Origin of the sequence: Azospirillum ramasamyi, assembly GCF_003233655.1 — a bacterium.
GTDB lineage: Bacteria > Pseudomonadota > Alphaproteobacteria > Azospirillales > Azospirillaceae > Azospirillum > Azospirillum ramasamyi.
In genome coordinates this window covers 601,807-627,766 of record NZ_CP029832.1, presented here as the reverse complement: position 1 = coordinate 627,766, position 25,960 = coordinate 601,807, and the positions used below count along the sequence as shown (strand labels likewise).

Sequence of the window (25,960 nt, the reverse complement as noted above, 5' to 3'; positions counted from 1 at the left end):
GATCTTCTTCGACCTGCTTCTGGAACCCGGCCATCTTTTCGTGTGAGGTGGAATGAGATATCTGGCTCGAACGCTATTAGCGCTCCTTCTCGTTTGCCAGCCCGGATGGGCCTTGTCTTCGGAAATGACCCGCTCGGACAAGGCGCTCTGGTTGAATGTGGGGGCTGGCGCGTTGGCCTTGGGCTGGGGCACTTGGTCGTGGGATTGGGGCTCGGCCGGCCCCAGATTTCAGGACGAGGGCTGGTTCGGCCGCACCACCGGCGAGGGCGGCGCCGACAAGCTGGGCCATGCCTGGTCGGGTTATGCGCTGAGCCACCTGTTCGCCTACAGCTACGAACGGTTCGGCTATGGACGGTCGGATGCGGCCCGCTACGGAGCTTATTCGTCCCTCGGCGTCATGACGGCGATCGAGATCGGCGACGCTTTCAGCGACGAATACGGCTTCTCCTACCAAGACATGCTGTTCAACGCGGCCGGGGCCGCGCTCGGCTATGTGTTGTGGGAGTATCCCGAGATCAACCGGATAATCGACTTCCGCGCCGAATACGATCCATTCCCCCGCGGCAAGAGACAGCTCGACGTCACCACCGACTATCAGCGCCTGAAGTACCTCATCGCCGTCAAGGCCGATGGGTTCGAAGAGGTCACCAACCCGCTGCTGCGCTATCTGGAACTCCACGTCGGCTACTATGCCCGCAACTATGAGAGTTATTCCGGCCCCGGATCCTCCGACCGACGCGAACGTAACGTCTTCATCGGCGTCGGGCTCAATGTAACCAAACTCCTGTCCCCCTATGTCGACACCGGTGGCGTCTTCAACTACGTCCAGGTGCCGTACACCTCCATCAACCTGGATCGCAACCTCGACCGCCGCTGACCGCCCCCGGCAATAGGAAGCCACCGCCCCGGCGAGGCCGCATCGAACAACAGGAGGGCGCCCCGCCGCACAAGGGAGCTTCGACGAGCTACGGACATGCTTGCCGAACATCCCCGGACACGGCGGGACGCGCGAAACTAGCCGACACGCTCCGCCCGCGCGATTAGAGCATCGCGCCTGAAATCTGAATCGACAGTTGCGCTTGGGCCGTTGACGTGATTCACCGTTGTTGGAGGTGGATCATGGGGCGCAGCTATTCGTCGGACCTTCGGGTTCGGATTTACGGAGAGGTCGAGAAAGGCGGTTCGCGTCGGGCGGCGGCGCGCCGGTTCGATGTGAGCGCGAGCACGGGCGTGCGGCTTGCTCAGCGCATGGCGGCAACGGGCTCGCTGGACCCGGCCCGGCAGGGGCGCCCACCGGGCGGTGGCAAGCTGGCCCCGCATGCCGAACTTCTGATCGGCTGGGTGGAGAAGCAAGGCGACATCACCATGCCCGAACTGGCGGCCAAGCTGAAGGCCGAGCGCGGGGTCACGGTCCACCCCGCCTCGCTGTCGCGCTTCCTGCTCGCCCGCGGCTTCACTGTCAAAAAAAACGGTGCTGGCGAGCGAGGCCGGTCGCGCTGACGTTGCTGAGGACCGCCGGAGTTGGCGCAGCCACCGTCAGCCCCGGATGCGCGAGGAGCCGGATCGGCTGGTGTTTCTCGACGAGACCGCAACCACCACGAAGATGACCCGACTGCGCGGACGGGCCAAGCGCGGCCAGCGGTTCAAGGCCACGGCGCCGTTTGGCCATTGGGACACCCAGACCTTCATCGCTGCCCTGCGCTGCGACGGGCTGACCGCCCCGTGGATCATCAAGGGCGCGATGAACCGGACGCTCTTCGAGACCTATGTCGAGACACAACTCGCCCCGACCCTGCGGCCGGGCGATGTCGTCATCCTCGACAACCTATCCAGCCATAAGAGTGAAAAGGCCAAGGCCATCCTCAAGGAACGTGGCGCTTGGTTCCTCTTCCTGCCGCCCTACAGTCCCGACCTCAACCCTATCGAAATGGCGTTCGCCAAGCTCAAAGCTCATCTCCGCCGCATCGGCGCCCGTACCATCGAGGAGTTGTGGAGGGCTGTCGGCTCTATCTGCGACCTCTACACACCAGACGAATGCTGGAACTACCTCAAACATGCAGGATATGCGTCAGATTAAACGCTCGAAACTCTAGGGGTGACCCTGGGACGGGAGGCTCGTCGGTGTGAACCGGACGGGGCTCTCATACCGGCAGGCCAATGAATTGACCCGCCGTATTGCGTTCAAACGTCACGCAGGCTGGACCCGCGCCCATAGGGGCGCGCCGCCCCCCAAATCCAATGAGGCGCGGCGGCCGGCGAACGCTTGAAAGGTCGGTTCAAGCGTTCGCCGGTATCAGTGAGGCCGAGGATGGGGTCAACACCCCGTTGGTTCCGGCATCCCGGCAACAGGTGGGGCAGGGGCGCAGGACTTCGCCGCGCCTTGCTCCGCACTGCCTTCGGCCGTCGGTGCGGTACGGATACCGAATCCGCTCAAATCGTAGCCGGTCCAGGCGAGATGGCCCGGCGACATCAGCAGCGGGGCCCAGATCACCGCCGACAGGACGTTGTACGTCTGAAATTTGCGATGGGGCATCGCCATCATACCGGCCGTCGTCGGCACCACCGCGCGCAGCGGGCCGATGAAACGGGCCAGGAACACGCTCTTGCTTCCATGACGCTGGAAGAAGGCTTCGCCACGGCGGCGCAGTTCGGGCTTCCTGTTCAACGGCCATAACCGGAACAAATGCTCGCCAAAGCGGCGGCCCAGCCAGTAGGAGGCGGCGTCCCCCAGAATGGCGCCGCCCACGATCGCCAGATAGACCGACCAGAAATCGAGAACGCCCGCGGCCACCAGCGCGCCGGCCGCGGTCAGCATGACCACGCCGGGAATGACAAGCCCGACGAGCGTCAACCCCTCCGCAAACGCCATGAGGAAGATGATGGCTTCCGCCCAGTCCGCATGCGTTTCGATGAAGGCGGCGGCAGCGGCCCCCTGGGCTGCGATATCAGGCAGTCCCGTCAGCAAGGCGTTCGCGCCCGCGCCGTCCCGATGCCTGCCGGTCGCTGGCAGACCACGAGCCGTCGATGCAAGTCGGTCATGAGAAGCGCCAAGTCCTTTTCCATGTCGGTGAAGCTGCCGAAATCCCGGAATACGATCACATCCGGTTTATCGTATGCGGGGCAATCGAAGCAAGTGGCGGTTGCGCATCGGAACGGCCGTTACCGCCAGCGCCCCGGGTTGCCGCTGGCCGCTATAACCATGGCCCTGACGATGGCTGCCCTGACGATGGCCATGGCCATGGCGATCCAACGCCGGGCTCCGGCGATGTGGCGTCGAACAGAGCCAGGATATCGCCCGCCGGATTCCAGCCCAGCACCCGCGACAGCCCGGCATAGCCGACGGAGAGGCGCGGATTCACCTCCACCACCACCGGGCCGTTCGGCTCTGGAGCTTCCGGCCGGTCGATGAGATCGACGGCGACATAGCCGCGCAGACCCGGAATGGCGGCGGCGATGGCACGGGCCAGCGGCTCCCAGGCGGCACGGCGGTGCTCCATGACCCCGACTTCCACGCCGTGGAAGGCGAACCGCCCATTCCCGCGCTCGACCTTCTGGCGGTTGCAGCCGAGCAGCCGCACCCCGCCGGCATTGTCGACCAGCATCGACAGGCTGCAGGCCTCACCCTCGACCAGCGGTTGGACGATCCAGCGGCCGGCATGCGGCGGCGTCCAGGCCGCGATGTCGTCGACGATGAAGGTATCGACGCAGCCGGCGCCGTCGTCCGGCTTCACCACATGACGGGCGGCGGGCGGCGGCGGGGCGCCGAAGGGAACGCTGGGGATGGCCTCGATGCCGTGGGCGGCCAGCCGGGCCGCCGTCGCCGCCTTCGACGAGGCCAGCGCGATGGCGTCGGGCGCACAGGCGACCACCGGCCGGCCGGTGCTGCGAAACAGATCGGCGACGGAAGCCAGCAACCCGTCGCTTTCCGGCGCGATCGGCCAGACCACGTCGCACAGGGCCGCCGCCGCCCGCCAGCGCGCCTCCGCATCCTCCCCCGGCGCCACCGGGAACAGTGCGACCCTCTCTGCCGGAAATGAGGGTGGGGGGAGGCGTTCGTCCCGGCACAGCATGACATGAATGCCATCCAGCGCAATCAGATCACCGACCAGAGCCGCGACCATCGCGTTGGCATCCGCCATCAGGTCGGGCGGAAGCGGCCCGTTGCACAGCGCGCCGCCGGTGACATACTCGCAGACCAGAACCCGACGAAGGCTGTTCTTCATGGACATCGTTCCCGTCATCGACCTGCTGGGCGGACAGGTGGTTCACGCCAAGCGGGGAGAGCGCGACCGCTACCGCCCGATCGAAAGCGCGCTGACCACAGGTTCGGCACCCCAGGATATCGTGGCTGCGCTGCTGGCGCTGCAACCCTTCCGCGCCTGCTATGTCGCCGATCTCGACGCGATCCACGGACATGGCGACCATCGCTCCACCGTGGCCGCTCTCCAGGCGCGTTGGCCGGAGATCGCCTTCTGGGTCGATGCCGGGCTGGCGACGGCGGACGATTGCCGCCGCTGGCTCGATGCCGGGCTGCGCCATCTGGTGATCGGCAGCGAAAGCCAGACCGACGGCGCGACGCTGGAAGCCGCGCTGGCGCTCGCCGGAGACGACCGGGTGGCGCTGTCTCTGGATGTCCGGCGGGGATTGCCGCTGGGTCCGGCGGCGCTGCACGAGGAGCCTGCCCGCTGGCCCAGGCGGGTGATCGCCATGACGCTGGACCGTGTCGGGTCGGGCGAGGGTCCGGATCTCGACCGCATCGCCATGCTGGCGGCCCGACGTCCGGGAGTGCGGGTCTGGGGCGCCGGCGGAGTGCGCGACGCGGCGGATTTGGACGCGCTGGCCGCGCAGGGAACCGATGCCGTGCTGGTGGCCAGCGCGCTTCACGACCGGCGCCTCGATGCCGGGACTCTCGCCCGCTTCACCGCCGGTCAGCGTCCCGCCGGTCGGGAGGCGGCGGACGGGTGAAGCCCGGCGGCGGCGCGGCCTGTGCCTTACCCGGCACCAGCTGCGCACCGCCCCAGGCACGAGCCGGGGAGATCAAGGCCGATAGTCCGGGGTCGTCGTGGCGTCGCGGTCGATCCGGCGGTTGCTGAACGCCTCGAAATCGGCCAGGGTACACAGCGATTCCATGCCGGCGGCCGGGGCGCAGCCCGGAACCGGAACCGGCGCGACGAATGGCCCGGCGGCATCCGGCCCGGTCAGCGGCGCCAGGAACCGAACCTGGTCCATGGTCTGCGCCATGAAGAACACCCGGACATAGCGTGTTCCGTCCGCCGGGTTGCGCAGCCGTTCAAAGACCAGCGCCCCGCCGGGTGGCGTATCGTCTTCCTGTGAACCGGCCAGGCTCCAGTGCAGGCCGAGCAGGCTGCCGAGTTCGGCCAGATTGGTGTCATGGCCGACGAACACGGTCATCGCGGCGGGCGGCGGTCCGGCATCGTTCGCCGCTGCTCCAGGATCTTGGGCCTCCTGGCCCTGGGCAAGCGCGATGCGGATCTGGCTCAGCAGCATCGAGGCGCCGAGCCGGGCGATGTAAGGCACACGCTCCACCACATCGTATTTCGCCTTGTGCAGTATCATCAAACTGGTGATCGCCACAGGGGTGGACGCCCGGCCCCAGGCGACCTGATCGGACGGGAAGTTCTCGTCGTACTCCATGCGGAAGACCTCCGTGATGGTCGACGCGTCTTCCAGCGGCCCGGACAGACCGACCTTCCGGCCGTTCTGCTTGACCTCGATCGCCCAGGGCAGATCCTGGAACGCGCAGTCCGGCTTTCCGAGCTGCGCCAGGCACAGGGGTTCGCCGCAGCATTCGAGGAGATTGCCCAACGCGGCAAGTTGCGGGTTCCAGCCTTCCTTCATGGCCTCTATTCTGCCGCCCATGGCCTCCAGTATGGCCTGTCGGGCGAGGGCCGGGTCGAGATGGGCGATTCCGGCGCCGATGGGGTCGAAAAGCGGGTCGTCGCCACTACCTGCCCGGAACCCGGCCTTCCGGTCGCAGCCCGGCGCCAGTCCGGCGAGCAGCGCGTCGCCCGTTGCCCTTGTCCGCTGGGAGACGTCGGCCCACACGAACAGGGTGTCTGCTTCCGGGCAACCCCGGCTCGGTAGCAGTCCGGCGGACACATAGCGCTGGCGATAGAATTCCCCCATGAGGACCATGGCGTCGCGTCCATGTGGGGTCAAATATCCGTCCGGCACCGGCCAACTCGGCCAAGGCGAGGCCGACAAAGGCGCGAGCTTCGCGCTGTCGGTCGGTGGGCGGATGCCGTGGCGGCTCAGCACGACCACCTTTTCCACCAGCCAGCCGTCGTCCGGCGGCCCAGCGGAGAGGGCCGGAAACGGCGGCGTGAAAACCGCGAGCCCCGCGACCAGCGTCAGAAGCAGCGGGAACACAAGCCGGAGGCGACGCGCATCGTTGACGTTCCCCATGTCGGACGATCCTTCGAGGAAGCGGGCGCGGAAGCGGAGTTTTTCAAGGCATTTTCAAAGAGTTATCGATGAATGCAAAATCGGCCGCACGCACGCCGGCATGTTCCGCTTGACGTAGACGGGGTACAGTCCCGATCAAGGGGGAAGGCAAAGAATCGCATGGACAGGGGGCCGGCTTGACCGCAGGCCCGGCTCCCCCAATCTGCTTCCTTGGAAGCCAAGGAATGCGGACCATCATGCATGTGGGCCACCTCGATGAACAGGAGCTTCGCCGCAATAAGCTCCGAAACGTTGCGCAGTCCATCCTGCTGGTGGCAGGCCTGACCCTGCTCGCCGCGACCATCGGCTGGTTGCTCTTCGGTCCGGCGGGGATCCTGTGGGTGATCCTCCTCCTCGGCACGGCCCTGGCCTTCGGCCGCAACGTCTCGCCCCAGGTCATGCTCAGGCTCTACGGCGCCCAGCGTCTTGGCTGGGCCGAGCTTCCGGAGGTTCAGAGGGCCCTCGCGGTATTGGCCCAGCGGGCCGGGCTGCCCAGCATCCCCGAACTGCATTACCTCTCGACGCCGGTGCCGAACGCCTTCACCGTCGGCTCGCCGCGGAGCAGCGCCATCGTCCTGACCGACGGCCTCCTGCGGAGCCTGAACCTGCGCGAACTCATCGGCGTCCTGGCCCATGAGATCAGCCATATCCGGAACCATGACCTGTTCATCATGGGGCTGGCCGACATCATCAGCCGGGTGACAGGGGCGATGGCGGTCACCGGCATGATCCTGCTGTTCGCCAGCCTGCCGCTGATGCTGGCGCAACAGGCGAATTTTCCCTGGCTGCTGATCGCGCTGCTCATCGGGGCGCCCTCCGTCAACACGCTCATTCAACTCAACCTGTCGCGAACGCGGGAGTTCGACGCCGATCTGGATGCCGCCGCGATCACCGGGGATCCCCTGGGCCTCGCTTCCGCCCTGGCCAAACTCCGACGCTACGATCCCGGCTTCTGGGAGAACATGCTGTTCCCCGGCCGGCGGACTCCGCACCCGTCCGTGCTGCGCACCCACCCCGCCACCGATGAACGCATCGCGCGGCTTCTCGCGCTTCAGCAGGCCGCCCCCCTGCCCTCCCCCTTCGGGGAACAGCCGGTCACACCTCCCGGGCACCTCGCGCCGCCCACCCATCGGCCGCGCTGGCGCTCGTCCGGTCTCTGGCACTGAGCGTCGCCGGCACACCGGCCGCTAACTGAGCCGGACGTACCCGGCTCGCCCGCTCAACCGGTCGAGGATCTGTTGGAACGAAGGGTCTGCCGGAATGTGATCGGCTAGGGGCGAGCGATATCGAGGACCCGGCACCCACTCTGCACGACTTACCTTGCGCACGCCGAGCCCGTATCATGAGAGCCGAGGCAGCCGGCCAGAACATGCCGACGGTTTGCTTGTGCCCGATCGAGACGAGGCACAAAGTTGTCCACACTGGGGGCAACCTCCATGCCGAGGCATGAACGGAGGCGCTTATGCCTTACGATCCCGCCATGTTCCGTTTGGATGGCAAGGCCGCCCTGGTCACAGGCGCGGGTGCCGGCATCGGCAAAGCCATCGCCGAGATGTTCGCCGCCGCGGGCGCGGCGGTCGCCGTGACCGACCTGCATGCCGAAGCGGCGGAATCCGTCGCGGCCCGCATCCGCGAAAACGGCGGGCGTGCGGTTGCCGCCGCCTGCAACGTGTTGGAGGATGAGGATTGCGCCGCCTCGGTCGCCTTCGCCTTAAACATCTTCGGCGCTCTTCACATCCTGGTGAACAATGCCGGCGGCGGCGGCCCCAAGCCATTCGACATGCCGATGTCCGATTTCGCCCGGGCCTATCATCTCAACGTTTTCTCGGTTTTTCGCCTTTGCCAACTCGCTGCGCCACACATCGAGGCCGCCGGGGGCGGAGCGATTCTCACCATCAGTTCGATGGCGGGGGAGAACAAAAACTAACGAATGACTTCCTATGGCTCGTCCAAGGCGGCGGTCAATCACCTCACCCGGAACATGGCCTTCGATCTCGGACCAAAAGGGATCCGGGTCAATGCGATCGCTCCTGGCGCGATCAGGACGCTGGCGCTCGAAAGCGTGCTGACACCGGAAAGCGAGAGCGCCATGTTGAAGCACACGCCGCTCGGACGGCTTGGAGAAGGCGACGATATCGCGGCGGCCGCTCTCTTCCTCTGTTCGGAAGCCTCATCCTGGATCAGCGGCCAGATACTGACCGTGTCAGGCGGCGGAGTCCAGGAACTCGACTGAGGCAACCTTGCCCCCGAGCAGAGTCCTCGATAGCCGGAGGGTTATACCGCCTGCGCGTTCCGCTGGCCGCGCCACGCCTCCTTATTAAGTGCCGTGGAACCGATATAGCGCAGAGTTGAGCACATTCGCATGAGTGCGTTGCACGGTACTATGCCCAAACCGAGGACGGCGCCATGGAAACGTGAGTCAAGACAAATGGCCTCCGATAAAACCGGAGCGGTTCACTGCGCCGATTGCTGACCTACTGGGGCGCAGAGCCCAACTGCCTTTCGATTAACCAGCCATATTCCTGATTAGGCAAGTCGCTCTACCGCGGCTACCGCGTCGGCGTGGCAGGAGTGGGGGTGCCAGCAAATCCCCCGCCCGACGATCCCGTCCTCCCCAGCCGCGTGCAGGGCGGCCAGACAGACCGGCGGGACGGGGCCGCCCGGCAGCACGGCGCAGGCATCCAGGCCGACACGGCGCTCGAAAACAGGATGTTCTACGCAGAGCAAGTGATCGGCCGCCGCCATAATGGCTTCAGCGGCAGCACCAAGCTCCACCCGCAGCAGCGGCGCGGTGTCGAGCGCCAGCGCGCCGAACCCTAACGCATCAATGACGGCGCTGTCGCCAATAGCAGGCAGGCGCGGGCGGGGTACGCCAATGTCGGGGCCCTGCGGGGCGGCGATGCGAGCGCTCGCCCAGCCCTTGCCCATCATGCCCGACAGACGCAGCCCGAATCGCACTCCGTTGCCGCCGGCCGAGGTCACCAGAGTTGCCCCGGGCACCCTGTCCGCGGTCAGCATCATCGCTTTGCAGGCGGCCATCCAAGGGTTGAGGAAAAACTGCCCGGCCTCCTTCAGGAATCCGCAGACATCGCCGGCCCCCCCCAGCCGCGACACGAGCGTGTCGGTCAGCAACGCCGAGGCCACCCCAACGCGCCCGTGCAACTCGTCCCCTTGCGCCATCGCCTCGCGGGCAAGGGCGGAAAGCTCCACCGGCCCGATGGCGGCCAGCGCCGGGCCAATCCTCCCGTGCAGCAGGCGCAGCCGCTCCACCACCGCCCCGCTGACAATTCCAAAACGCTGGGCAGGACCGCCACCCTCGTTCAGAGGGCTGTAAGCGCGGATGCCGGAGCCGCCCGCATCCTCCACCACATGCAACCACATCGATCGCGACACGACGGCGGCGAGCGGCGTGACCACGCCCAAATCCTGTGCCGGGCGCAGGCTCACCATGCCGTTCCGCACCAGGGCCTTGGCCTCCTCCACCCCATCGGCCATGCCTTCGAACAGCAGGGCCGCGGCGGCGGCGTTGAGGATCGGCGCGCAGATCTCCGCCGGATCGGCGAATGGCGGTCCAGCGTGCAGCAGCGTATGGCGGTCCAGCCCGATCCTCTCCCCGGCGGTCCCGGTTTCCACCCATACCGGCACGGCAGCCAACAGCCGTTCCACGGCCCGCGCGGTGGCGTCATTCATCGCGTGTTTCCTTGTGTTCGATCCCTCTCCGCCCCCGGAAAGGGCGATTCCCATCACGGCAGATGCAGCGGGGCGCGTCCGTAGTCGTTGCTGGCGTCCACCAGATGCAGCAGGTAGCGAAGGAAGGCCGCCCGGTCCTCCTTCGGCAGGGGGGCGACGGTGCGGTCATGGGCGCGCTGGGCCTTCTTGTCCATGCGGCGCAGCAGCTTCCGGCCTTCCGCGGTGATGGCGGCCAGCCTCATGCGCTTGTCCACCGGGCTGGCCCGGCGTTGGATCAGCCCGCGCTCGGCCAGCCGCGCCAGCACGCCCGCGGTGGTCGTGCGGTCGATGCCGATTTGGGCGCCCAGCGTCACCTGATCAAGATCGGGCCGTTCCGCCAGAGCGGTCAGCACGCTGTACTGGACGGGGGTGATGTTGAACTCCGCGCACTCCTCGACGAACATGGAGACGTGAATCTGGTGCAGGCGGCGGATCAGGAATCCGGGACGCTCCGCCAGGACGCGGTACGCCTCGTCAATCAAGGGATCGTCTAAACTCATGGCGGTCGGTCCGTCGGTGCGGGTTTGGGGGCCGGCTTGGGTATCAGGAAGGATGGCAGCGGACCCTGAGATCGGCAACCGGGGCTGAATGCAAAACCCTTCAGCCCATCAGCGACACATGGGCTGCAACGATCCGCCAGCCCTCCGGCATGCGGACCCATGTGTGGCTCTGCCGTCCGACACGCTCGGTGGACGGGCGCGTGAACTCGGTGTTGGCGGTCGCCATGTCATGGCCATAGGTGGTGACGACGGTGTTGCGCAGCGTCCGTTCCAGCCCCGCTGCCGGGCGACCCTGACGGAAGTCGGCGATGGCGTCATAGCCGTACAGATTCTCCCCTACGCCGTAGCGCAGGGTCGCGGGGTTGTTCCAGAAGAGCTCGTCCAGCACCGCCACATCGTTGGCGGTCAGCGCGCGTTCGTAGCGTTCGAAAGCGGCGGTGACCTCGGCCACCACCTCGGGGATGTTGATCTCAGGCGCCATCGTCTCAGACATCATGCGAAAAGATCCTCGGCAATGGCCAGCAGCGCGGAATCGCTGCCGCGCGGGCCGATGAGCGACAGGCCGAGCGGGCAGCCGTTCAGCCGCGCCGCGGGGATGGAGATTTGCGGCAGACCGGCCAGACCGGCTGGGCACAGGATCGCCAGCGCCCGCCCGCGCTCCGCGTCCACCGCGGCTCCCGACAAGCCACGCAGCGGTGCAATGCCCGGCGCACTGGGCAGGGCGATCAGCCCATCCGCTCCCAACAGGTCGTCCATCCGCCGGCGAATGCTCTCCCGCGTTTCCGCCGCGGCGTGGGTCAGGGCAGGGTCGAGCGTGGCTGCCGCGGCGAAGCGGTCGCGCACGCCCGGTCCGAAGGTGGGCTTCACCGAACCGATCCAGGCGCCATGCGCCGCCCAGGCTTCGGCGGCTTGAAGCGTCTGGAAGACCTGGCGCCACCGCTCCAGCCCCTCCGGGGCCAGGGTCACCGCGGTGGCGCTTCCGAACCGTTCCTGCAGCCGATCCCGGGCCGGAGCCAAGGCGGCGCGAACCTCCTCGCCGGCGACGGCGAAGGCGTCCTCGGCCACCAGCAGACGGCGTAGCGGAACGGCAGGAGCCGGGGGCAGCAATACCACTCCGACACGGTGAAGCAGCGCCGCGTCCCGCGCGAACCAGCCGACGGTGTCGAAGCTCGGCGCCAGCGGGACGGAGCCCTCCAGCGGAACCGCTCCGTGGGTGGGCCGGATACCATAGAGGCCACAATAGCTGGCCGGCAGTCGGATCGACCCGCCGGTGTCGGTCCCGATGGCAAAGTCCACCGCCCCGCCGGCCACCGCGGAGGCCGACCCGCTGGACGAGCCACCAGGGATGCGGTCCGGGGCCTCCGGATTCTCCGGCGTGCCGTAATGGGCGTTTTCGCCGGCCAAGCTCCAGGCCAATTCGTCGGTCAGGGTCTTGCCGGCGAGATTCGCCCCGGTGTCCAGCAGGCGCTGCACGGCCGGGGCGGTATGCTGCGGAATGTCGTGGGTGCGAAGCCAATCCGGGTTGCCCGCTCCGGTGGGAAGGCCCGCGACGTCAAACAGGTCCTTCACTGCGAAGCGCAGCCCGGCCAGCGGGCCGTCGGCGGTTCCGGCAACCTCGGCCAGACCGTGGGGAACGAAGGCGTTCAGAGGGTCGTTCGGCATGATGCGGGTGTGAGTCTCGGGTTCGCGGATGGTATCCCCTGGGATGGGGGAGGTGTTATCGGGGGCGGCTGTGGTTGCCTTGCAGGCCCCGGTTGCCGAAAAGGCCGCGCAGCCAATCCTTCAGCATGGCCCATAGCAGATTGCCAGCGTTCAATTCCTTGGGTGTTGGCGGCGCCTCGGTAACCGGAGCTGTCACCGCCTCCGCCGTCACCGGTGCCGTCGCGGCGAGTTTGGCTTCCAGGTTGCGGGCGAATTCGGCGGTCAGGCGGTTGGCGATCTCCTGCACGATGGCGCCGCGGCTGAATTGGGCCAGCACGCCGGTCAGGGTGAAATCGACGGTCAGGTCGATGCGGGTGCCCTGTCCCTCCTCCAGCACCGCGAAGGTCACGTCGGCCTTGGCGCGGGAATTGTTCTTGGGGTCCGTTCCCTGGCCGTGGATGACGCCCGTTCGGGTCGCCGCGTCCATCGTCAGCGTGCCCTCTCCGGTGAAGGTGGCGGCAATGGGGCCGAGCTTCACGCGCATCTGCCCAAAGATCCGGTCATCCTCGCGCGGCTTGGTCAAGGAGGCGCCGGGCATACAGGTGATCACCTGCTCCACGTCGCCCAGCAGCGGCCAGACACGGGCGCGCGGGAAATTGACGGCAAGGGTCTGGGTCAAGGTCGGCATTGGCTTACCCCGCGTTCGTGTTGCGCGCGTCGATGACGCGGCGGATGGCATTGACGATCCCGACATAACCGGTGCAGCGGCACAGATTGCCGCTCATGGCCGTTCGGATCGCCTGGTTGTCGGCGTCCGGGCAGCGCAGCACCACGTCGCGCGCCGCGACCAGCATCCCCGGCGTGCAGAAGCCGCACTGGAGTCCATGCTCCGCGGAAAAGGCCGCGCGCAGTTCCGCCGCCAGCGGATCGTCGTCGAGCCCCTCCACCGTGGTGACGGACCGCCCCGCGCAGGCGACGGCGAAGGTGATGCAGGAGCGGGCCGGCTCGCCGTCGATCAGGATGGTGCAGGCGCCGCACACGCCATGTTCGCAGCCCAGGTGGGTGCCGGTCAGCAATTCCCGCTCGCGCAGGAAGTCGCCCAGATGCTGGCGCGGCGGTACGGTGGCCTCGACCGGCATACCGTTTACGGTCAGGGAGATGGTTTTGGCGTGGACGCTCATGACATCACCTGCGCGATGGCGCGCTTCAGCGCGACGGTGTGGGTCCGAAGGGCGATGGGGTCGGCGGCGGCGGGGCTGCCGGCAAGATGCGCGGCCATAGCCGCCTCCGTGCAGCCCCCTTCGAACAGGGCCGGGCCGTCGATCACCACCGGCTTGCCGCTGGTCGCCCCGGCAACGCAGCGCCACAGCCCGCGTGCCGGATCGATCAGCGCCGCCCCGGTCGCGTGGGAGAACTCGCCGGTCTTGCGGCAGACCTTGTAGTATCCCCAGCGCGCTTGGTTCGATAGGGCAGGCACATGGATTTCCGCAAGAATCTCGCCGGGCTGCAATGCCGTCTCGAACACGCCCACGATGAAGTCGGTCATCGGCACCGTGCGCCGCCCGTCCCTGCCGGCCAGCACCACGTCGGCGCCGAGCGCGGTCAGGGCGTTGACCCAATCCGCCGCCGGGTCGGCGTGGGCAAGGCTGCCGCCGATGGTGCCGCGGTTGCGCACCGCGCGGTAGGCGATCACCGCCGCCACGGACGGCAGCACGCCGCGCGTGACGTCCGGGTAGTCCCCGTCCTCCAGCCGGGCATGGGTGACGCAGGTCCCGATCGCCAGCCGGTCGCCCTCCCGGCGGATCTCCTGAAGCTCCGGAATGCGGGTGATGTCCACCAGCAACTCCGGTTGGGCCAACCGCAGGTTCAGCATCGGGCCGAGAGACTGGGACCCGGCCACGGGCCGGACCATCACGTCCTCGCGGGATAGAAGCTCCAAAGCCGCGTCCAGCGTGGCCGGCTGTGCATAGTCGAAATCGACCGCCTTCATGCCGCACCCCGTCCGGTGGCGTGTTGTCCGGCAATGGCGGAGAGGATGACCTCGGGAGTCATCGGCGCGCTGGTCACGCTGGCGCCAAGCGGCTTCAGCGCGTCGTTGATGGCGTTGCAAAGCGCGGCGGGCGGGGCAATGGCGCCGCCCTCACCGATGCCCTTCACGCCGAACTCGGTATAGGGCGAGGGCGTCAGCATATGGATGATCCTCACATGGGGGACCTCGGTGAAGCCGGGGATCAGGTAATCCATGAAGGTGGAGGCGAGCGGCTGGCCCTCCGCGTCATAGGGCATCCGCTCGTAAAGCGCGGTGCCGACTCCCTGGGCGACGCCGCCATAGATCTGGCCATCCACGACCATTGGGTTGACCATGGTTCCGGCATCCTCGACCACCACGTAATCGAGGATCTCGACCTGACCGATCTCCGGGTCCACGGCCACCGCCACGGCATGGGTGGCATAGGAGAAGGTGCCGTGGTCGCTGCCCGGCTTGTAGCCGGCGGTGACCTCCAGCCCGCCGCAGTCCACGTCGGCGGGGAGGAGTTGCGGCGCGCGGTACCAGGTGTGGGCGATCTCCCGGACCGTCACGGCGGCGGCCCCGGCCTTCACCGCACCGCCTTCGAGAACCACCCTTTCCGGCTCGGCCTGCATCAGATGCCCCCCGATCCTGCACAGCCGCTCGGCGAGCGTGCGGCAGGCGGTGGCCACGGCGCCGCCGGCCATGACCATGCTGCGCGATCCCCAGGTGCCCGTCGAATAGGGCGTCAGGCCGGTGTCGCCGTGCACCAGCTTGATCATTTCAAGCGGGATGCCCAGAACCTCGTGCGCGACCTGGGCGAAGGTGGTTTCCATGCTCTGGCCGTGCGATTGCACGCCGACGCGCAGCTCCAGCCCGCCGTCCGGGGTGATGCGGGCCTGCGCCTGCTCATGCCCCGGCACCATGGGAATGCCCCAGCCATGATAGACGGCGGTGCCGTGGGCCGACTGCTCGCAATAGGTGGCGAAGCCGACGCCGATCAGCCGGCCATCGCGCTCCCCGGTCCTCTGGCGGGCGCGCCAGCCGTCGAGCTCGATGGCGGCGACGGCGCGGCGGACGGATTCGGGGTAATCGCCACTGTCGAAATGCTTCTTCGTCACGTTGTCGAAGGGCATCTTCTCCGGCGGGACGAGGTTTTCCAGCCGTACCAGCCACGGCTCGCGGCCCACCGCGTCGGCCACCGCGTCGATCATCTGCTCCATGGCGAAGCACACGCCAGTCCGCGCCACGCCGCGGTAGGGGACGATGGGCGGCTTGTTGGTGCAGACGGAGAAGGTGCGGCAGCGGTAATGCGCGAAGTCGTAAGGGCCGGGCAGGATGCTGCCAATCTGTGCGGCCTCCAGACAGGCGGAAAAAGGATAGACGGAATAAGCTCCCGCATCGACCCAGGCGTCGGCCTCAATCCCCAGCAGCCGCCCGCGCTCGTCGGCGTAGGCGGTGATCTCGTAATGATGCTCGCGTGCGTTGGCGGCGGCCACCAGATGCTCCCGCCGGTCCTCGGTCCAGCGGATGGGGCGATCGAGGCGCATGGCGATCCAGGCGGCCACGACCTCCTCCGGCTGGAGCAGGCCCTTCCAGCCGAAGCCGCCGCCGACGTCCGGCGCCACCACGCGGATCAGCCCCTGGTCGATGCCCAGGCATTCCGACAGGCCGGCGCGCACGATGTGCGGCATCTGGGTGGAGGTGGTCAGGACGAGCTGCTCGACGTGGCGGTCCCAGTGGACGACCACGCCCTTTCCTTCCAGCGGCACCATGCACTGGCGCGCCGTGCGGATGGTCCGCGACACCCTCACCGGGGCGGTGGCCGCGATCTCCGCGATGTTTCCGCCGGTGTTGGTCTCCAGGAACACGTTGTCCGGCCAGTGATCGTGCACCTTCGGTGCGCCGGGCTTCACTGCCTCCAGCATATCGGAATTCACCGGAAGTTCGGCGTAATCGACGAGGACGGAGGCTGCGATATCCTCCGCCTCAGCGCGGGTGGCGGCGACGCAGACGGCCACCGGCTCGCCCACGAAGCGCACCTTTCCGTCGGCCAGCACCGGCTGTTCCGACACCTTGAAGCCGGGCAGGCCCGAGACGGCGCGGATCGGCTTCACGCCGCCAGTCGCCAGATCCGCCCAGGTGAAGACGGCGCCGCGGTGCTCCTTCGGAATCTCGATGCCGGTGATGGTGGCGTGGGCGACCGGGCTGCGCACGAAGGCCAACTCCTTCATGCCGACCAAAGCGATGTCGCCGACGAAGCGGCCGCGCCCGCGCAGCAATCGGTCGTCCTCCTTGCGGCGGACCCGGGCGCCAACGCCGGAACCGGCGCCAGACCCGGAGGTGCAAACCTCTCCCATTCCGTGACCCTCTCGTTCTTCTTCTCAGCCGCCCAGATAGGCGCGTTGAATGTGGTCGTTGGCGAGCATGGCCTGCCCGGTGCCCTGCTCCATCACCTGCCCGCTTTCCAGCAGATAGGCGCGGTCGCACATGTCGAGCGCGGCGTAGGCGTTCTGCTCGACCATCAGCACGGTGGTCCCTTCCCGCCGGATGTCCGACACGATCTCGAAGGTGCGCTCAACGAGGTTGGGGGCGAGGCCCAGCGACGGCTCGTCGAACAGCACGATCTTCGGGCGCGACATCAGTGCCCGGGCGATGGCCAGCATCTGCTGCTCGCCGCCCGACATGGTCCCGGCGTGCTGGTTCAGCCGCTCCTTCAGGCGGGGAAAGCGGTGGAACAGCCGCTCCAGGTCCTGGGCCACCGCCTGATGGTCGCGGCGCAGATAGGCGCCCATCTCCAGGTTCTCGCGCACGGTCAGGTGGGGGAAGACGCGCCGCCCCTCCGGACAGTGCGCCACCCCGAGCGCCAGCACCGTGCGGGGAGAAGCGTTGCCGATCTCCCGCCCATCGAAGGTGATGCGGCCCGTGGTCAGCGGAAGCAGCCCGCTGATGGCGCGCAACGTCGTGGTCTTGCCCGCCCCGTTGGCGCCGATCAGCGTGACCAGCTCTCCCTCCTCCACCGTCAGCGAGACGTTGCGGAGCGCCGGGATCTGGCCGTAGCAGACGGTGATCCCCTCAACCTTTAGCATGCTTCACCCCCTGGCCCAGATAGGCCTGGATCACGTCCGGGTTGGCGCGGATCACCTCCGGCGAACCTTCGGCGATGATGCGCCCATGGTTCAGCACCACCACGCGGTCGGAGATGGTCATGACCATACGCATGTCGTGCTCCACCAGCAGGATGGTCACGCCGCGGTCGCGGATGCGCTGGACCACCGCCATGAAGGCTTCCGTCTCTGACGGGTTCAGACCGGCGGCGGGCTCGTCCAGCAGCAGCAGCTTGGGGTCGGCGGCCAGCGCGATGGCGATGCCGAGAAGCCGCTGCTCGCCATAGGCGAGATTGCCGGCCAGTTCTTCGGCGCGGTGGGACAGGCCGACGAAGTTCAGGATCTCCGCCACCGCGGCCCGCATTCGCTCCGTCTCCGCCCGCACGGACGCGAGCCGCAGCAGCGCCCCCCAGGTTTCCGTCCGGCCCTGCCGGTGCATTCCGGTCAGCACGTTGTCGAAGACGGTGCAGCCCGCGAAGATGCTGGTGCGCTGGAAGGTGCGCACGACGCCTAGGCCGGCGATGCGGTTGGAGGACAGGCGCGTCAGGTCGGTGCCGCGGAACAGCACCCGCCCGCCGGTCGGCTTCAGGAAGCCGGTGATGACGTTGAAGGCCGTCGTCTTGCCCGCCCCATTGGGGCCGATCAGGCTGACGATTTCCCCCTCCGGCACGGCGAAGCTCATCGAGGCGATGGCGACCAGACCGCTGAAGTGGACGGCGACCTCGCACACCTCGAGGATCGCCGCGCTCGTGGTGTCGAGGGCGAGGCTCATGCCGAGGTCTCCTTCCGCAGTCCCAGCGCCGTGGCGGCGACGCGCTTGCGGCGGCTGGCGACCCAGTTCGACACCGCCGGAACGATGCCCTGCGGCAGGAAGAAGACGACCACGATCATGGCGACGCCATAGATGATCCACTGCAACTCGGGTCGCGCCACCTCGCGCAGCAACTCGGGCAGGATGCCGAAGGCAAGACCGCCGACGATCGGACCCGCCAGGGTGCCCTTGCCGCCCGTCACCACCATGATGACCATGGTCACCGTGTAGATGAACATGAAGACGTCCGGGTCGACGATGCGGATGTAATGGGTGTAGAGCCCGCCGGCAGCCCCGGCCATGGCCGCAGCGATGACCGTGGCGACGACCAGATAGCGTGTCACGTCGATGCCGACCGAGCGCGCCAGCGATTCGTTCTCGCGCAGCGCCACCAGCGCCCGGCCCACCCTCGACTGCACCAGCCGCTGGATCACCAGGAAGCAGACCACCGCGACCGCCAGCACCAGGAGGTAATTGTATTCCTTCCGGTAGAGCGGGATCACCCCGTCCCAGGGCAGCCAGACCGACAGCGGCGGGATGTTGTTCAGCGCCATCGGCCCTTCGGTCAGATCCACCCAGTTCAGCGCGACCATGCGCATCACCTGGGCGAAGCTGATGGTGACGATGACGAAGTACGCCCCGCGCACCCGGAAGGCGAGCTTGCCGATCAGGAAGCCGAACAGCGCCGCCACCAGAATGCCACCGAGGAATGCCACCCACACCGGCTGCGGCGCCATCACGAAGGGTTGCTCCCCGCCGAGATCGAGATCGAAGCCGAGCGACAGCAGCGCGCTTGTGTAGGCCCCGATCCCGAAGAAGGCGATGTGGCCGAGGCTGAGCTGGCCGGTGTAGCCCAGCAGCAGGTTCAGGCTCATCGCCCCGATGATGAAGATGCCGGTCGAGGTCAGGATGTAAAGAATGTACTGGTCGCCCAGCCACAGCGGAAACACCGCCATGACCAGGACGAACAGCCAGGGAGAAAGGCGCGTCGTCATCCGATCCGCTCCTTCATGGCGAAGAGTCCGTGGGGCCGCACGATCAGCACGGCGATGATCAGCAGGAAGCCCATGGCGTCGCGGTAGCCTGACGACAGGTATCCGGCGCCGAACTCTTCGGCCAGAGCCAGGACGAAGCCGCCGATGGTGGCGCCAGGGATGTTGCCCAGCCCGCCGAGGATCACGATGGCGAAGGCCTTCAACGCAACCAGATCGCCCATGGTCGGCGTGACCACGAAGATTGGGCCGAGCAGTGCCCCCGCCGTGGCGGCGAGGCCGGAGCCGAGCGCGAAGGTCAGCGTGTACATCAGCCCGCGGTTGACACCCATCAGCGCCGCCGTGTCCGGGTCCTGGAAGGTGGCGCGCATGGCGACGCCCAGCTTCGTCCGGTTGATGAGCAGGTAGAAGCCGCCCAGAAGCAGCAGCGCCACGCCCAGAACGAACAGCCTGTTCATGCCCACCGACACCGATCCCAGGACCACCGGTTCGATCGGGAAGGGGCTGGGGACGGACTTCGCGACGCCGCCCCAGACCAGTTGCTCCCCAGCCTGCATGGCGATGCCGGCGCCAATCATCACCAGCATGGTGGTGTCGATGTCGGCGCCCTTCAGCGGGCGCAGCAGCGTGATTTCGATCAGCGCGCCCAGCGCCATGCCCAGCGCGGCAGCCACCGCCAGCGACAGGAAGAAGTTCAGCCCCATCATTCCGGCCAGCATGTAGGCCATGTAGGCGCCGAAGGTGTAGAGTTCGCCATGGGTGAAGTTGACCACGCGCATGATACCGAAGATCAGCGTCAGGCCGATTCCCAGCAGCGCGTAGGTTCCGCCCAGGACCACGGCGTTCAGAAGGTGCTGTAGGTGATCTTCCACCGCTTGTCTCCATCCCTCTGGGGGTTTCTGGCGGGGTGTTTACGGCATCGTCACCTTGCCGTCCTTCACCTGGACGACGTAGACGTTGGCCTCGTTCTGTCCGCTCTCCTTGCCTTCCGGGCCGTCCTTCCTGAAGGCGATGTCGCCGTTCACGCCTTCCAGCTTGACGGCCCACAGCGCGTCGCGGATGGCCTGCGGCTCGGCCTTGCCCGCCTTTTTGATGGCCTCAACGATAGTCATGATGCCGTCATAGCCGCGGTAGCCCTCCGTCAGGCCGGCGAAGTCGTAGCCCTTGCTGTTCCAGCCATCGACGAAGGTCTTGGCGACCTGCGGGTGCATCGCCTTCTCCGGAAACCAGGGAGCGAAAAACAGTGTGAAATAGCCGCCGTTCGCCGCCTCCCCCGCCTGCGCGATGAGCTGGTCGGGGGAGGAGGAACCGCCATTGGTGATGATCCGGTGCGGCAGGCGCAGCTCCGCCGCCTGCTTCAGGATCAGGGTGATCTGTTCGACGCCCGTGGTGACGAACAGCGTATCGCCGCCCGACTGCTTGATGCTGGAGAGTTGGGCCGACATGTCGGTGGCCTCCGGCGCCATCGTTTCGGTGACGCCGATCTTGATACCTTGCGCCTGGAGCATCTTGCGGAACTCGTCCGCCGAGCCGCGCCCGAAGTCGTTGTTCACCGCTAGGAAGTCGGCCTTCTGGATGGCCGGTTGGAAATGGTCGAGCTTTTCCGCGAAGGACTTGGCCTCCATGGCGGAGGTCGGGGCGATGCGGAAGACCCAGGGGTTGCCCGAGGTGGTGACCTTGGTCGAGGAAGAGGTTTCGACCACCATCGGCACTTTGTACTCCATCAGCTTCGGCATGACCGCCAGGGTGAAGGTGGAACTCCAGGCGCCCATCAACACCGGGACCTTGTCGCGCACGATCAGCTTCTCGGCCGAGGCGACGGCTTCCTTCGGGTTGCTCTTGTTGTCCTCGATGATGAGCTGGATCTTCTTGCCCAGGACGCCGCCATTGGCGTTAACGACCTCCTCCGCGACCCGCGCGCCATTGGCGACGTAGTTGCCCGAGGCGGCGACTGCGCCGGTCAGGGGTTGGCTGACGCCGATTTTGATGGTGTCCTGCGCATGGGCGATCCCAGGTGCAAACAGCACGGTGCCCAGCAGCAACGCGGTGGTCTTCATCGTTCGCATGTCGTCTAGCCCCCTCATATTGATCTGAACCCTCGGGTCGGCGGTCACCAGGAGGCTACCCCGCCGTCGCTGCGGGGATCGGTCGCCCCCTCCAGCGTTCCGTCGGCATGGCGGACGATGGCGCCCGCATGCCCCATGGTGCTCGTGAACGGATCAAGCAGTTCGACCTCGTGTCCCGCGTCCTGCAGGGCGGCGACCAGAGCGGGATCGAAGCGGCTTTCCAACTTCAGCGTCACGCTGTTCTCGCCCCAGGTACGGCCGAGCAGCCAGCGCGGCGCCGTGACGGCGGCCTGCAACCCCTGTCCGAACATCGCATAGCGGGAGAAGACCGCTGCCTGCGTCTGCGGCTGTCCTTCGCCACCCATGGTGCCGTAGACCATGCAGCGCCCGTCATCGAAACGGGCCATGGCGGGGTTCAGCGTGTGGAAGGGCTTGCGGCCGGGCGACAGCGCATTCCAGCCGTCCTCGGCCAAGCGGAAGGAGGCGCCGCGGTTCTGCCAGGTGATGCCGGTTTCCGGCAGGACGAGGCCGGAGCCGAATTCGAAATAGACGCTCTGGATCATGCTGACGGCGCGGCCTTGCCCGTCGATCACGCCCAGCCACACCGTGTCGCCCGGCTTCGCCACATGGGGCCAGGGCAGTGCGCGGGTACGGTCGATGGTCGACGCCAGCCTGTCCAGCGCGTCAGCGTCCAGGAAGCTCCGCGCCTCATGCCGCATATGGGCAGGGTCGCCAACCTCGCGGTCTCGGACGAGGAAAGCCTGCTTGGTCGCCTCGATCAGCCCGTGGATGTGGTCGAAGCTTTCGCCATCCGTCACGGCCAGCCGGTCGAACAGGGCCAGGATCATCAGGGAGGCCAGCCCCTGCGTCGGCGGCGGGTGGTTGAACAGCCGCGCCCCGCGCACGCCGACAGAAAGTGCCGAGCGGCGGTGGGCCGCGTGGTCCGCCAGGTCCGCCGCGGCCAGTGGCGACCCGGCGCGTTCCAGATCCGCTGCGATGGAGACGGCGAGCGGCCCGCGGTAGAAACTGTCCAGCCCCTCTGCCGCCAGCCGGCGCAATGTGGAGGCCAAGGCGGCTTGTTTCAGCGTGGAGCCCTCGCGCGGCACGTCTCCGTCCGGCAAAAACGTGCTGGCGAAGCCGGGAACCTCCTTCAACTCGTGCAGCTTCTGGCGGGTCAGCGCCTCTTGGCTGGCGGTTACGGGAATTCCCTGCTCGGCATGAGCGATGGCCTCCTCGAGGATGCGGGCAAGCGGTAGCGGATCGGCCCAGCCGGCGCTGACGGCCAGCGCCTCGCGCCAGCCGTCGATGGTGCCGGCGACCGTGTTCGCCGCCAGCGGCCCGCGCCAGGGAACCGCCGCATGGCCGTTGCGCCGGTAGAGATCGAGCGAGACTGCCTTGCCCGCCCCGCCGCAGGCGTCGATGGCGACAGGGTCGCGTCCCGGTTCGGCAATCAGCCAGAAACCGTCGCCGCCGATGCCTGTCATGTGCGGGTAGACGACGGCCAACGCCGCAGCGACCGCGACCGCCGCCTCGACGGCAGTTCCCCCGTCGCGCAGAATCTGGAGGCCGGCTTGGCTGGCGAGATGATGCGGAGAGGTGACCATTCCCCTGCGACTGCGCGGCGTGTTCAGCATGGGAACCTCACTGAGGAGGGACGCGGAATGGAGAGTAGCCCTGCCATTTTTGCGGATATCCGACTTTTCCCGTTGGTTTCCCACCCTTTTGCGAACGGCGTGCCAACCGTTGGCATGCTGCGCATTCCGGATCGACTGGAGGATGGGCAGGGCAGTGTCCGGAACCCTGAAAGTGCCCCATTGTTGGGCAAGCAGGTTCAGCGGATCGTGGCCCGATGCCAATGGGTGCGGGCAAATCCTCTTGAAATCCAATGTTCAATCATGAGTCGAGATGGCTTTCGCAATCCGCTCCATTCCTGCGCAATCACTGCCCAACGCACAGGCATCAGTCAGTATGCTGATGATTTCCGTTGCGGGCCGAACCATTGGGCGCACCCCGTCGCATGGGGGATCGCAAGGGCAGAGAACCGTCTGGAAACCTGATTCCGCACCTCGGACGCTGCGTGCATGCACAAATCGGCAGCAGGGTTCTTTGCTTCCTTGCGCATGACAATTCGTCAGTATGCTGTTGAAAGTGATCTGTTCCGCTGCGCTCTTTCAATACGCTGGCATACCGTATTGGGCATATTTTAAACACCGGATGCTCAATAGGTGATCATTTGTCAGCATGCTGATTTTTTCCACCCTCCAGAGACGCCATCCATCTTGGCATGCCCCTTGCTCAAGCGAGTATCGGATGAAAACCAGCGCAAATGGGTGGGTTATGTCAGACACGCACACGTTCGACCTTCTACTGCGCGGCGGGCGGATTCTCGATCCGGCCAACGGGCTTGATCTGGTCGGCGATCTGGCGGTTGCGAGGGGCCGCATCGCGGCAGTGGCGGAACGGCTGCCCGACGATGGCGCCGACACCATCCTCGATGTTTCCGGAAAGCTCGTGACGCCGGGCCTGATCGATACCCACGCGCACGTCTTCGAGAAGGTGACCGGGCGTTTCGGCCTGAACCCGGACATGGTGGGCGTGCGCTCCGGCGTCTCGACTCTGGTGGACCAGGGCGGGCCGAGCCTGATGACCCTGCCGGCTTTCCGCCGCTTCATCGCCGAACCGGCGCGCTCGCGCACGCTGTGTTTCCTGTCGGCCTATCTGGTCGGCGGGCTGGAGGGTCATTATTACCCGCAGCTCTACCGCCCGGATTGCGTGGATGTGGATGCCACCATCCGCGTCGGACGCGAGAACCGCGACATCGTGAAGGGCATCAAGGCCCATGCGGAGGTCGGCGGCGCCTCACGCTGGGGGCTGGACGTCATCAAGCAGGCCAAACGCATCGCGGACGGGATCGGCGTACCGCTTTACGTCCACCTTGGCCAGCTCTGGCCGGAGGTGGAGGGGGGCGAGGCGGTCGATCCTGACATGCTTGTGGAGGAACTTGTTCCGCTTCTGGATCCGCGCGACATCCTTGCCCATCCCTTCACCCGTCACCCCGGCGGCTTCATCTCCACCCGCACCGGCGAGGTGCATCCCGTCATCTACAAGGCGTTGAAGCGCGGGTTGACCGTGGATGTCGGTCACGGCTCGCACTTCAGCTTCGAGATGGCGCGGCGGACATTGGCGGCGGGCATCCTGCCCTATACGCTGGGCGCGGACCTGCATGGATACAATGTGAAGGTCCCAACGGCCGGGACGGGCGGCGACCGTGAGATCAACCCCTTCTATGGAGTCGCTCCCTTCAGCCTGTCACACGCAATGACCGAGCTTCTGACGCTGGGCATGGCTTTGGGCGACGTTGTGAAGACGGTGACCAGCAACCCCGCCGCCATGCTGGGCATGGCCGACGAGATCGGCGCTTTGACACCGGGGATGGTAGCCGACGTGGCAGTGCTGGAGGTCAAGGCGGGCCGCTGGCAGCTCAGCGACAACAGCGGGGAGCGGGTGACCGCGTCGGAGATGATCGTTCCGGCCTTCTCGTTGCGCAACGGGGTGCTGGAGGAGGTGGACAGTCCGCTGCTGCCTAAGCCGATTCCGGACGCTGCGTAAGGTGCGGTCTTTGGAACGATGGCGCGCTCTGCGAACCTCCCTGTCTTCAAGGAAGGGGTTATCACCGCTGCGCGGAAAGCACCCTCCTCCTCGCAACCGGGGAAATCCGGGCCAGAGGCGAGTTCGGCACATGAATACCTCTCCATCCAATGAGGTCGCCACCCATGCCCGAGACTGCACTCGTCTTTTGGATGTTCGATATCCCGGCCCGCTGTCGCGACGCCGGGGGGCGGCGGTTGGGGGAAGCCCGCGCCCTGCTGCTGTCCCAGCCGCAGCGTCGGCAGCGTATGATGCTGGAATTGTCGCATGCCTCCCCGCTCGGAGCCGGAAGCCGCATCGTCACTAAACGGGCTGCTTTCGTGGTGGAGCATTGCGAGGGCGAGTCCGGCTTCGGCTTCCGGCGCTACGCCGTGCGTTGTACTGGGACGCGGCCGGCGCCATGAAGAAGCGGGGGGGCACCAAGTTCGTGTGTCAAAGCCACCCTGTACTCACTGAACCGCTCCGGCTTTCCCGGCAACTGTAATCCTCATCATCGCAAACCGCCCCTAACACCGGCGAGGATTTCGCCTCGGAGTTGACGAGCAACGAGGAGGGGGACGCCTCTCTGGTCGGGCCGTTGCTCGCCCAGATCCCATGTTTGATCGGCACACTGCTGGCGGACGGAGCCTTCGACGGCGAGCCGGTCTACCGTGCCGTGGCCGCCCACAGCCCTGACGCAGAGGTGATCATCCCGTCACGCTCGACCGTGGTGCCGAGCGACACCACCGCCAGCGCTCCCACGCAGCGCGACCGTCACATCCAGATGATCGCCGGGTGTGGTCGGCTCGGCTGGCAGAGGGCCGCCCACTACGGACGCCGCTCCTTGGGCGAAGTGGCGATGATGCGCTACAAGCAACTGATCGGCCGCGGCCTGCGCTCCCGGGTTCTGCCGACCCGGAAAGTCGAGGCCGCCGCCGGCGGCAAGGTCATGAACATCATGACCAGTTTGGGAATGCCAATCTCCCGCAAGGTTGCCTGATCACCACCGCCCCC

At 66.9% G+C, this 25,960-nt stretch carries 22 protein-coding genes and 2 pseudogenes; 7 read left to right on the top strand and 17 right to left on the bottom strand.

Annotated elements, in window-relative coordinates; all coding sequences use genetic code 11:
* Positions 1–112 precede the first annotated feature (112 nt).
* Positions 113–877 (top strand): DUF2279 domain-containing protein, encoded by a 765-nt coding sequence (locus DM194_RS22150; protein WP_162630160.1) that lies wholly within the window; start codon positions 113–115, stop codon positions 875–877.
* A gap of 242 nt (positions 878–1,119) precedes the next feature.
* Positions 1,120–2,077 (top strand): IS630 family transposase gene (locus tag DM194_RS22145; RefSeq protein ID WP_246024304.1). Its coding sequence is split into 2 segments (ribosomal slippage): positions 1,120–1,461 and positions 1,463–2,077, totalling 957 coding nucleotides; the frame shifts between segments, so codons are not numbered across the junction.
* A 237-nt stretch (positions 2,078–2,314) separates the two neighbouring features.
* Here the strand turns inward: DM194_RS22145 and DM194_RS22140 are convergent.
* Both DM194_RS22140 and DM194_RS22135 read right to left on the bottom strand, forming a co-directional pair.
* The gene (locus DM194_RS22140; RefSeq protein ID WP_111069693.1) at positions 2,315–2,965 is read right to left on the bottom strand and encodes a DedA family protein; all 651 of its coding nucleotides are present in this window, start codon (positions 2,963–2,965) and stop codon (positions 2,315–2,317) included.
* Between the two features lie 226 nt (positions 2,966–3,191).
* Complete coding sequence (locus DM194_RS22135) at positions 3,192–4,223, bottom strand: ATP-grasp domain-containing protein (RefSeq protein ID WP_111069692.1); 1,032 nt, start codon at positions 4,221–4,223, stop codon at positions 3,192–3,194.
* Here DM194_RS22135 and DM194_RS22130 point away from each other — a divergent pair.
* The gene (locus DM194_RS22130) at positions 4,222–4,965 is read left to right on the top strand and encodes a HisA/HisF-related TIM barrel protein (protein WP_111069691.1); all 744 of its coding nucleotides are present in this window, start codon (positions 4,222–4,224) and stop codon (positions 4,963–4,965) included. The two genes, DM194_RS22135 and DM194_RS22130, sit on opposite strands and share 2 nt — an antisense overlap.
* 72 nt (positions 4,966–5,037) lie before the next feature.
* On the opposite strand, the gene DM194_RS22125 is transcribed toward DM194_RS22130, so the two are convergent.
* A complete protein-coding gene (locus DM194_RS22125) occupies positions 5,038–6,426 on the bottom strand; it encodes a histidine-type phosphatase (RefSeq protein ID WP_111069690.1) in 1,389 nt (462 codons plus the stop codon).
* 224 nt (positions 6,427–6,650) lie between these two features.
* On the opposite strand from DM194_RS22125, the gene DM194_RS22120 reads away from it, so the two are divergent.
* The gene (locus DM194_RS22120) at positions 6,651–7,631 is read left to right on the top strand and encodes a zinc metalloprotease HtpX (protein ID WP_111069689.1); all 981 of its coding nucleotides are present in this window, start codon (positions 6,651–6,653) and stop codon (positions 7,629–7,631) included.
* A 296-nt stretch (positions 7,632–7,927) separates the two neighbouring features.
* Positions 7,928–8,698 (top strand): annotated as a pseudogene (hdhA, locus tag DM194_RS22115) (7-alpha-hydroxysteroid dehydrogenase).
* A 293-nt stretch (positions 8,699–8,991) separates the two neighbouring features.
* On the opposite strand, the gene DM194_RS22110 reads toward hdhA, so the two are convergent.
* The 14 genes from DM194_RS22110 to DM194_RS22050 all read right to left on the bottom strand — a co-directional run bounded on the left by DM194_RS22110 (position 8,992) and on the right by DM194_RS22050 (position 22,953).
* Positions 8,992–10,155: a YlbE family protein gene (locus DM194_RS22110; protein ID WP_111069688.1), complete on the bottom strand. Its 1,164-nt coding sequence runs from the start codon at positions 10,153–10,155 to the stop codon at positions 8,992–8,994.
* A 53-nt stretch (positions 10,156–10,208) separates the two neighbouring features.
* The gene (locus DM194_RS22105) at positions 10,209–10,694 is read right to left on the bottom strand and encodes a MarR family winged helix-turn-helix transcriptional regulator (protein ID WP_111069687.1); all 486 of its coding nucleotides are present in this window, start codon (positions 10,692–10,694) and stop codon (positions 10,209–10,211) included.
* A gap of 100 nt (positions 10,695–10,794) precedes the next feature.
* Positions 10,795–11,175 (bottom strand): oxalurate catabolism protein HpxZ, encoded by a 381-nt coding sequence (gene hpxZ / locus DM194_RS22100; protein WP_111069763.1) that lies wholly within the window; start codon positions 11,173–11,175, stop codon positions 10,795–10,797.
* A gap of 11 nt (positions 11,176–11,186) precedes the next feature.
* The gene (locus DM194_RS22095) at positions 11,187–12,356 is read right to left on the bottom strand and encodes an amidase (protein ID WP_111069686.1); all 1,170 of its coding nucleotides are present in this window, start codon (positions 12,354–12,356) and stop codon (positions 11,187–11,189) included.
* Between the two features lie 55 nt (positions 12,357–12,411).
* Entirely contained in the window at positions 12,412–13,023 is a 612-nt protein-coding gene (locus DM194_RS29080) for an SRPBCC family protein (RefSeq protein ID WP_176581479.1), read from the bottom strand.
* 4 nt (positions 13,024–13,027) lie between these two features.
* On the bottom strand, positions 13,028–13,516 hold the full coding sequence (locus DM194_RS29075; protein WP_176581478.1) for a 2Fe-2S iron-sulfur cluster-binding protein: 489 nt from the start codon (positions 13,514–13,516) through the stop codon (positions 13,028–13,030).
* Positions 13,513–14,325: an FAD binding domain-containing protein gene (locus tag DM194_RS22085; RefSeq protein WP_111069685.1), complete on the bottom strand. Its 813-nt coding sequence runs from the start codon at positions 14,323–14,325 to the stop codon at positions 13,513–13,515. Before DM194_RS22085 ends, DM194_RS29075 begins: the two co-directional genes overlap by 4 nt.
* Positions 14,322–16,703: a xanthine dehydrogenase family protein molybdopterin-binding subunit gene (locus tag DM194_RS22080; RefSeq protein ID WP_111069684.1), complete on the bottom strand. Its 2,382-nt coding sequence runs from the start codon at positions 16,701–16,703 to the stop codon at positions 14,322–14,324. Before DM194_RS22080 ends, DM194_RS22085 begins: the two co-directional genes overlap by 4 nt.
* Positions 16,704–16,727: 24 nt before the next feature.
* Positions 16,728–17,432: an ABC transporter ATP-binding protein gene (locus DM194_RS22075; RefSeq protein WP_111069762.1), complete on the bottom strand. Its 705-nt coding sequence runs from the start codon at positions 17,430–17,432 to the stop codon at positions 16,728–16,730.
* A complete protein-coding gene (locus tag DM194_RS22070; RefSeq protein WP_111069683.1) occupies positions 17,419–18,222 on the bottom strand; it encodes an ABC transporter ATP-binding protein in 804 nt (267 codons plus the stop codon). Before DM194_RS22070 ends, DM194_RS22075 begins: the two co-directional genes overlap by 14 nt.
* Entirely contained in the window at positions 18,219–19,256 is a 1,038-nt protein-coding gene (locus tag DM194_RS22065; protein ID WP_111069682.1) for a branched-chain amino acid ABC transporter permease, read from the bottom strand. The genes DM194_RS22070 and DM194_RS22065 overlap by 4 nt, the downstream gene beginning before the upstream one ends.
* Complete coding sequence (locus DM194_RS22060) at positions 19,253–20,125, bottom strand: branched-chain amino acid ABC transporter permease (protein ID WP_111069681.1); 873 nt, start codon at positions 20,123–20,125, stop codon at positions 19,253–19,255. Before DM194_RS22060 ends, DM194_RS22065 begins: the two co-directional genes overlap by 4 nt.
* A 39-nt stretch (positions 20,126–20,164) precedes the next feature.
* Positions 20,165–21,319, bottom strand: a complete 1,155-nt coding sequence (locus DM194_RS22055; protein WP_111069680.1) for an ABC transporter substrate-binding protein — start codon at positions 21,317–21,319, stop codon at positions 20,165–20,167.
* Between the two features lie 44 nt (positions 21,320–21,363).
* Positions 21,364–22,953 (bottom strand): gamma-glutamyltransferase family protein, encoded by a 1,590-nt coding sequence (locus DM194_RS22050; protein ID WP_111069679.1) that lies wholly within the window; start codon positions 22,951–22,953, stop codon positions 21,364–21,366.
* Between the two features lie 703 nt (positions 22,954–23,656).
* Between DM194_RS22050 and DM194_RS22045 the strand changes: the two genes are divergently transcribed.
* Together DM194_RS22045 and DM194_RS22035 are read left to right on the top strand one after the other, a co-directional pair.
* Positions 23,657–24,928 carry an amidohydrolase/deacetylase family metallohydrolase gene (locus DM194_RS22045; protein WP_111069678.1) on the top strand — a complete coding sequence of 424 codons (1,272 nt, stop codon included), beginning with the start codon at positions 23,657–23,659 and terminating at the stop codon, positions 24,926–24,928.
* A gap of 544 nt (positions 24,929–25,472) precedes the next feature.
* Positions 25,473–25,946, top strand: a pseudogene (locus DM194_RS22035) (transposase); the annotation flags it as partial.
* Between the last annotated feature and the right edge of the window lie 14 nt (positions 25,947–25,960).

Coding starts and splice junctions, on each gene's coding strand:
- DM194_RS22070 (WP_111069683.1), bottom strand. CDS start 18,222: ATGAGCCTCGCCCTCGACACCACGAGCGCGGCGATCCTCGAGGTGTGC.
- DM194_RS22045 (WP_111069678.1), top strand. CDS start 23,657: ATGTCAGACACGCACACGTTCGACCTTCTACTGCGCGGCGGGCGGATT.
- DM194_RS22065 (WP_111069682.1), bottom strand. CDS start 19,256: ATGACGACGCGCCTTTCTCCCTGGCTGTTCGTCCTGGTCATGGCGGTG.
- DM194_RS22085 (WP_111069685.1), bottom strand. CDS start 14,325: ATGAAGGCGGTCGATTTCGACTATGCACAGCCGGCCACGCTGGACGCG.
- DM194_RS22095 (WP_111069686.1), bottom strand. CDS start 12,356: ATGCCGAACGACCCTCTGAACGCCTTCGTTCCCCACGGTCTGGCCGAG.
- DM194_RS22130 (WP_111069691.1), top strand. CDS start 4,222: ATGGACATCGTTCCCGTCATCGACCTGCTGGGCGGACAGGTGGTTCAC.
- DM194_RS22110 (WP_111069688.1), bottom strand. CDS start 10,155: ATGAATGACGCCACCGCGCGGGCCGTGGAACGGCTGTTGGCTGCCGTG.
- DM194_RS29080 (WP_176581479.1), bottom strand. CDS start 13,023: ATGCCGACCTTGACCCAGACCCTTGCCGTCAATTTCCCGCGCGCCCGT.
- DM194_RS22135 (WP_111069692.1), bottom strand. CDS start 4,223: ATGAAGAACAGCCTTCGTCGGGTTCTGGTCTGCGAGTATGTCACCGGC.
- DM194_RS22055 (WP_111069680.1), bottom strand. CDS start 21,319: ATGCGAACGATGAAGACCACCGCGTTGCTGCTGGGCACCGTGCTGTTT.
- hpxZ (WP_111069763.1), bottom strand. CDS start 11,175: ATGGCGCCTGAGATCAACATCCCCGAGGTGGTGGCCGAGGTCACCGCC.
- DM194_RS22125 (WP_111069690.1), bottom strand. CDS start 6,426: ATGGGGAACGTCAACGATGCGCGTCGCCTCCGGCTTGTGTTCCCGCTG.
- DM194_RS22080 (WP_111069684.1), bottom strand. CDS start 16,703: ATGGGAGAGGTTTGCACCTCCGGGTCTGGCGCCGGTTCCGGCGTTGGC.
- DM194_RS29075 (WP_176581478.1), bottom strand. CDS start 13,516: ATGAGCGTCCACGCCAAAACCATCTCCCTGACCGTAAACGGTATGCCG.
- DM194_RS22050 (WP_111069679.1), bottom strand. CDS start 22,953: ATGCTGAACACGCCGCGCAGTCGCAGGGGAATGGTCACCTCTCCGCAT.
- DM194_RS22120 (WP_111069689.1), top strand. CDS start 6,651: ATGCGGACCATCATGCATGTGGGCCACCTCGATGAACAGGAGCTTCGC.
- DM194_RS22105 (WP_111069687.1), bottom strand. CDS start 10,694: ATGAGTTTAGACGATCCCTTGATTGACGAGGCGTACCGCGTCCTGGCG.
- DM194_RS22075 (WP_111069762.1), bottom strand. CDS start 17,432: ATGCTAAAGGTTGAGGGGATCACCGTCTGCTACGGCCAGATCCCGGCG.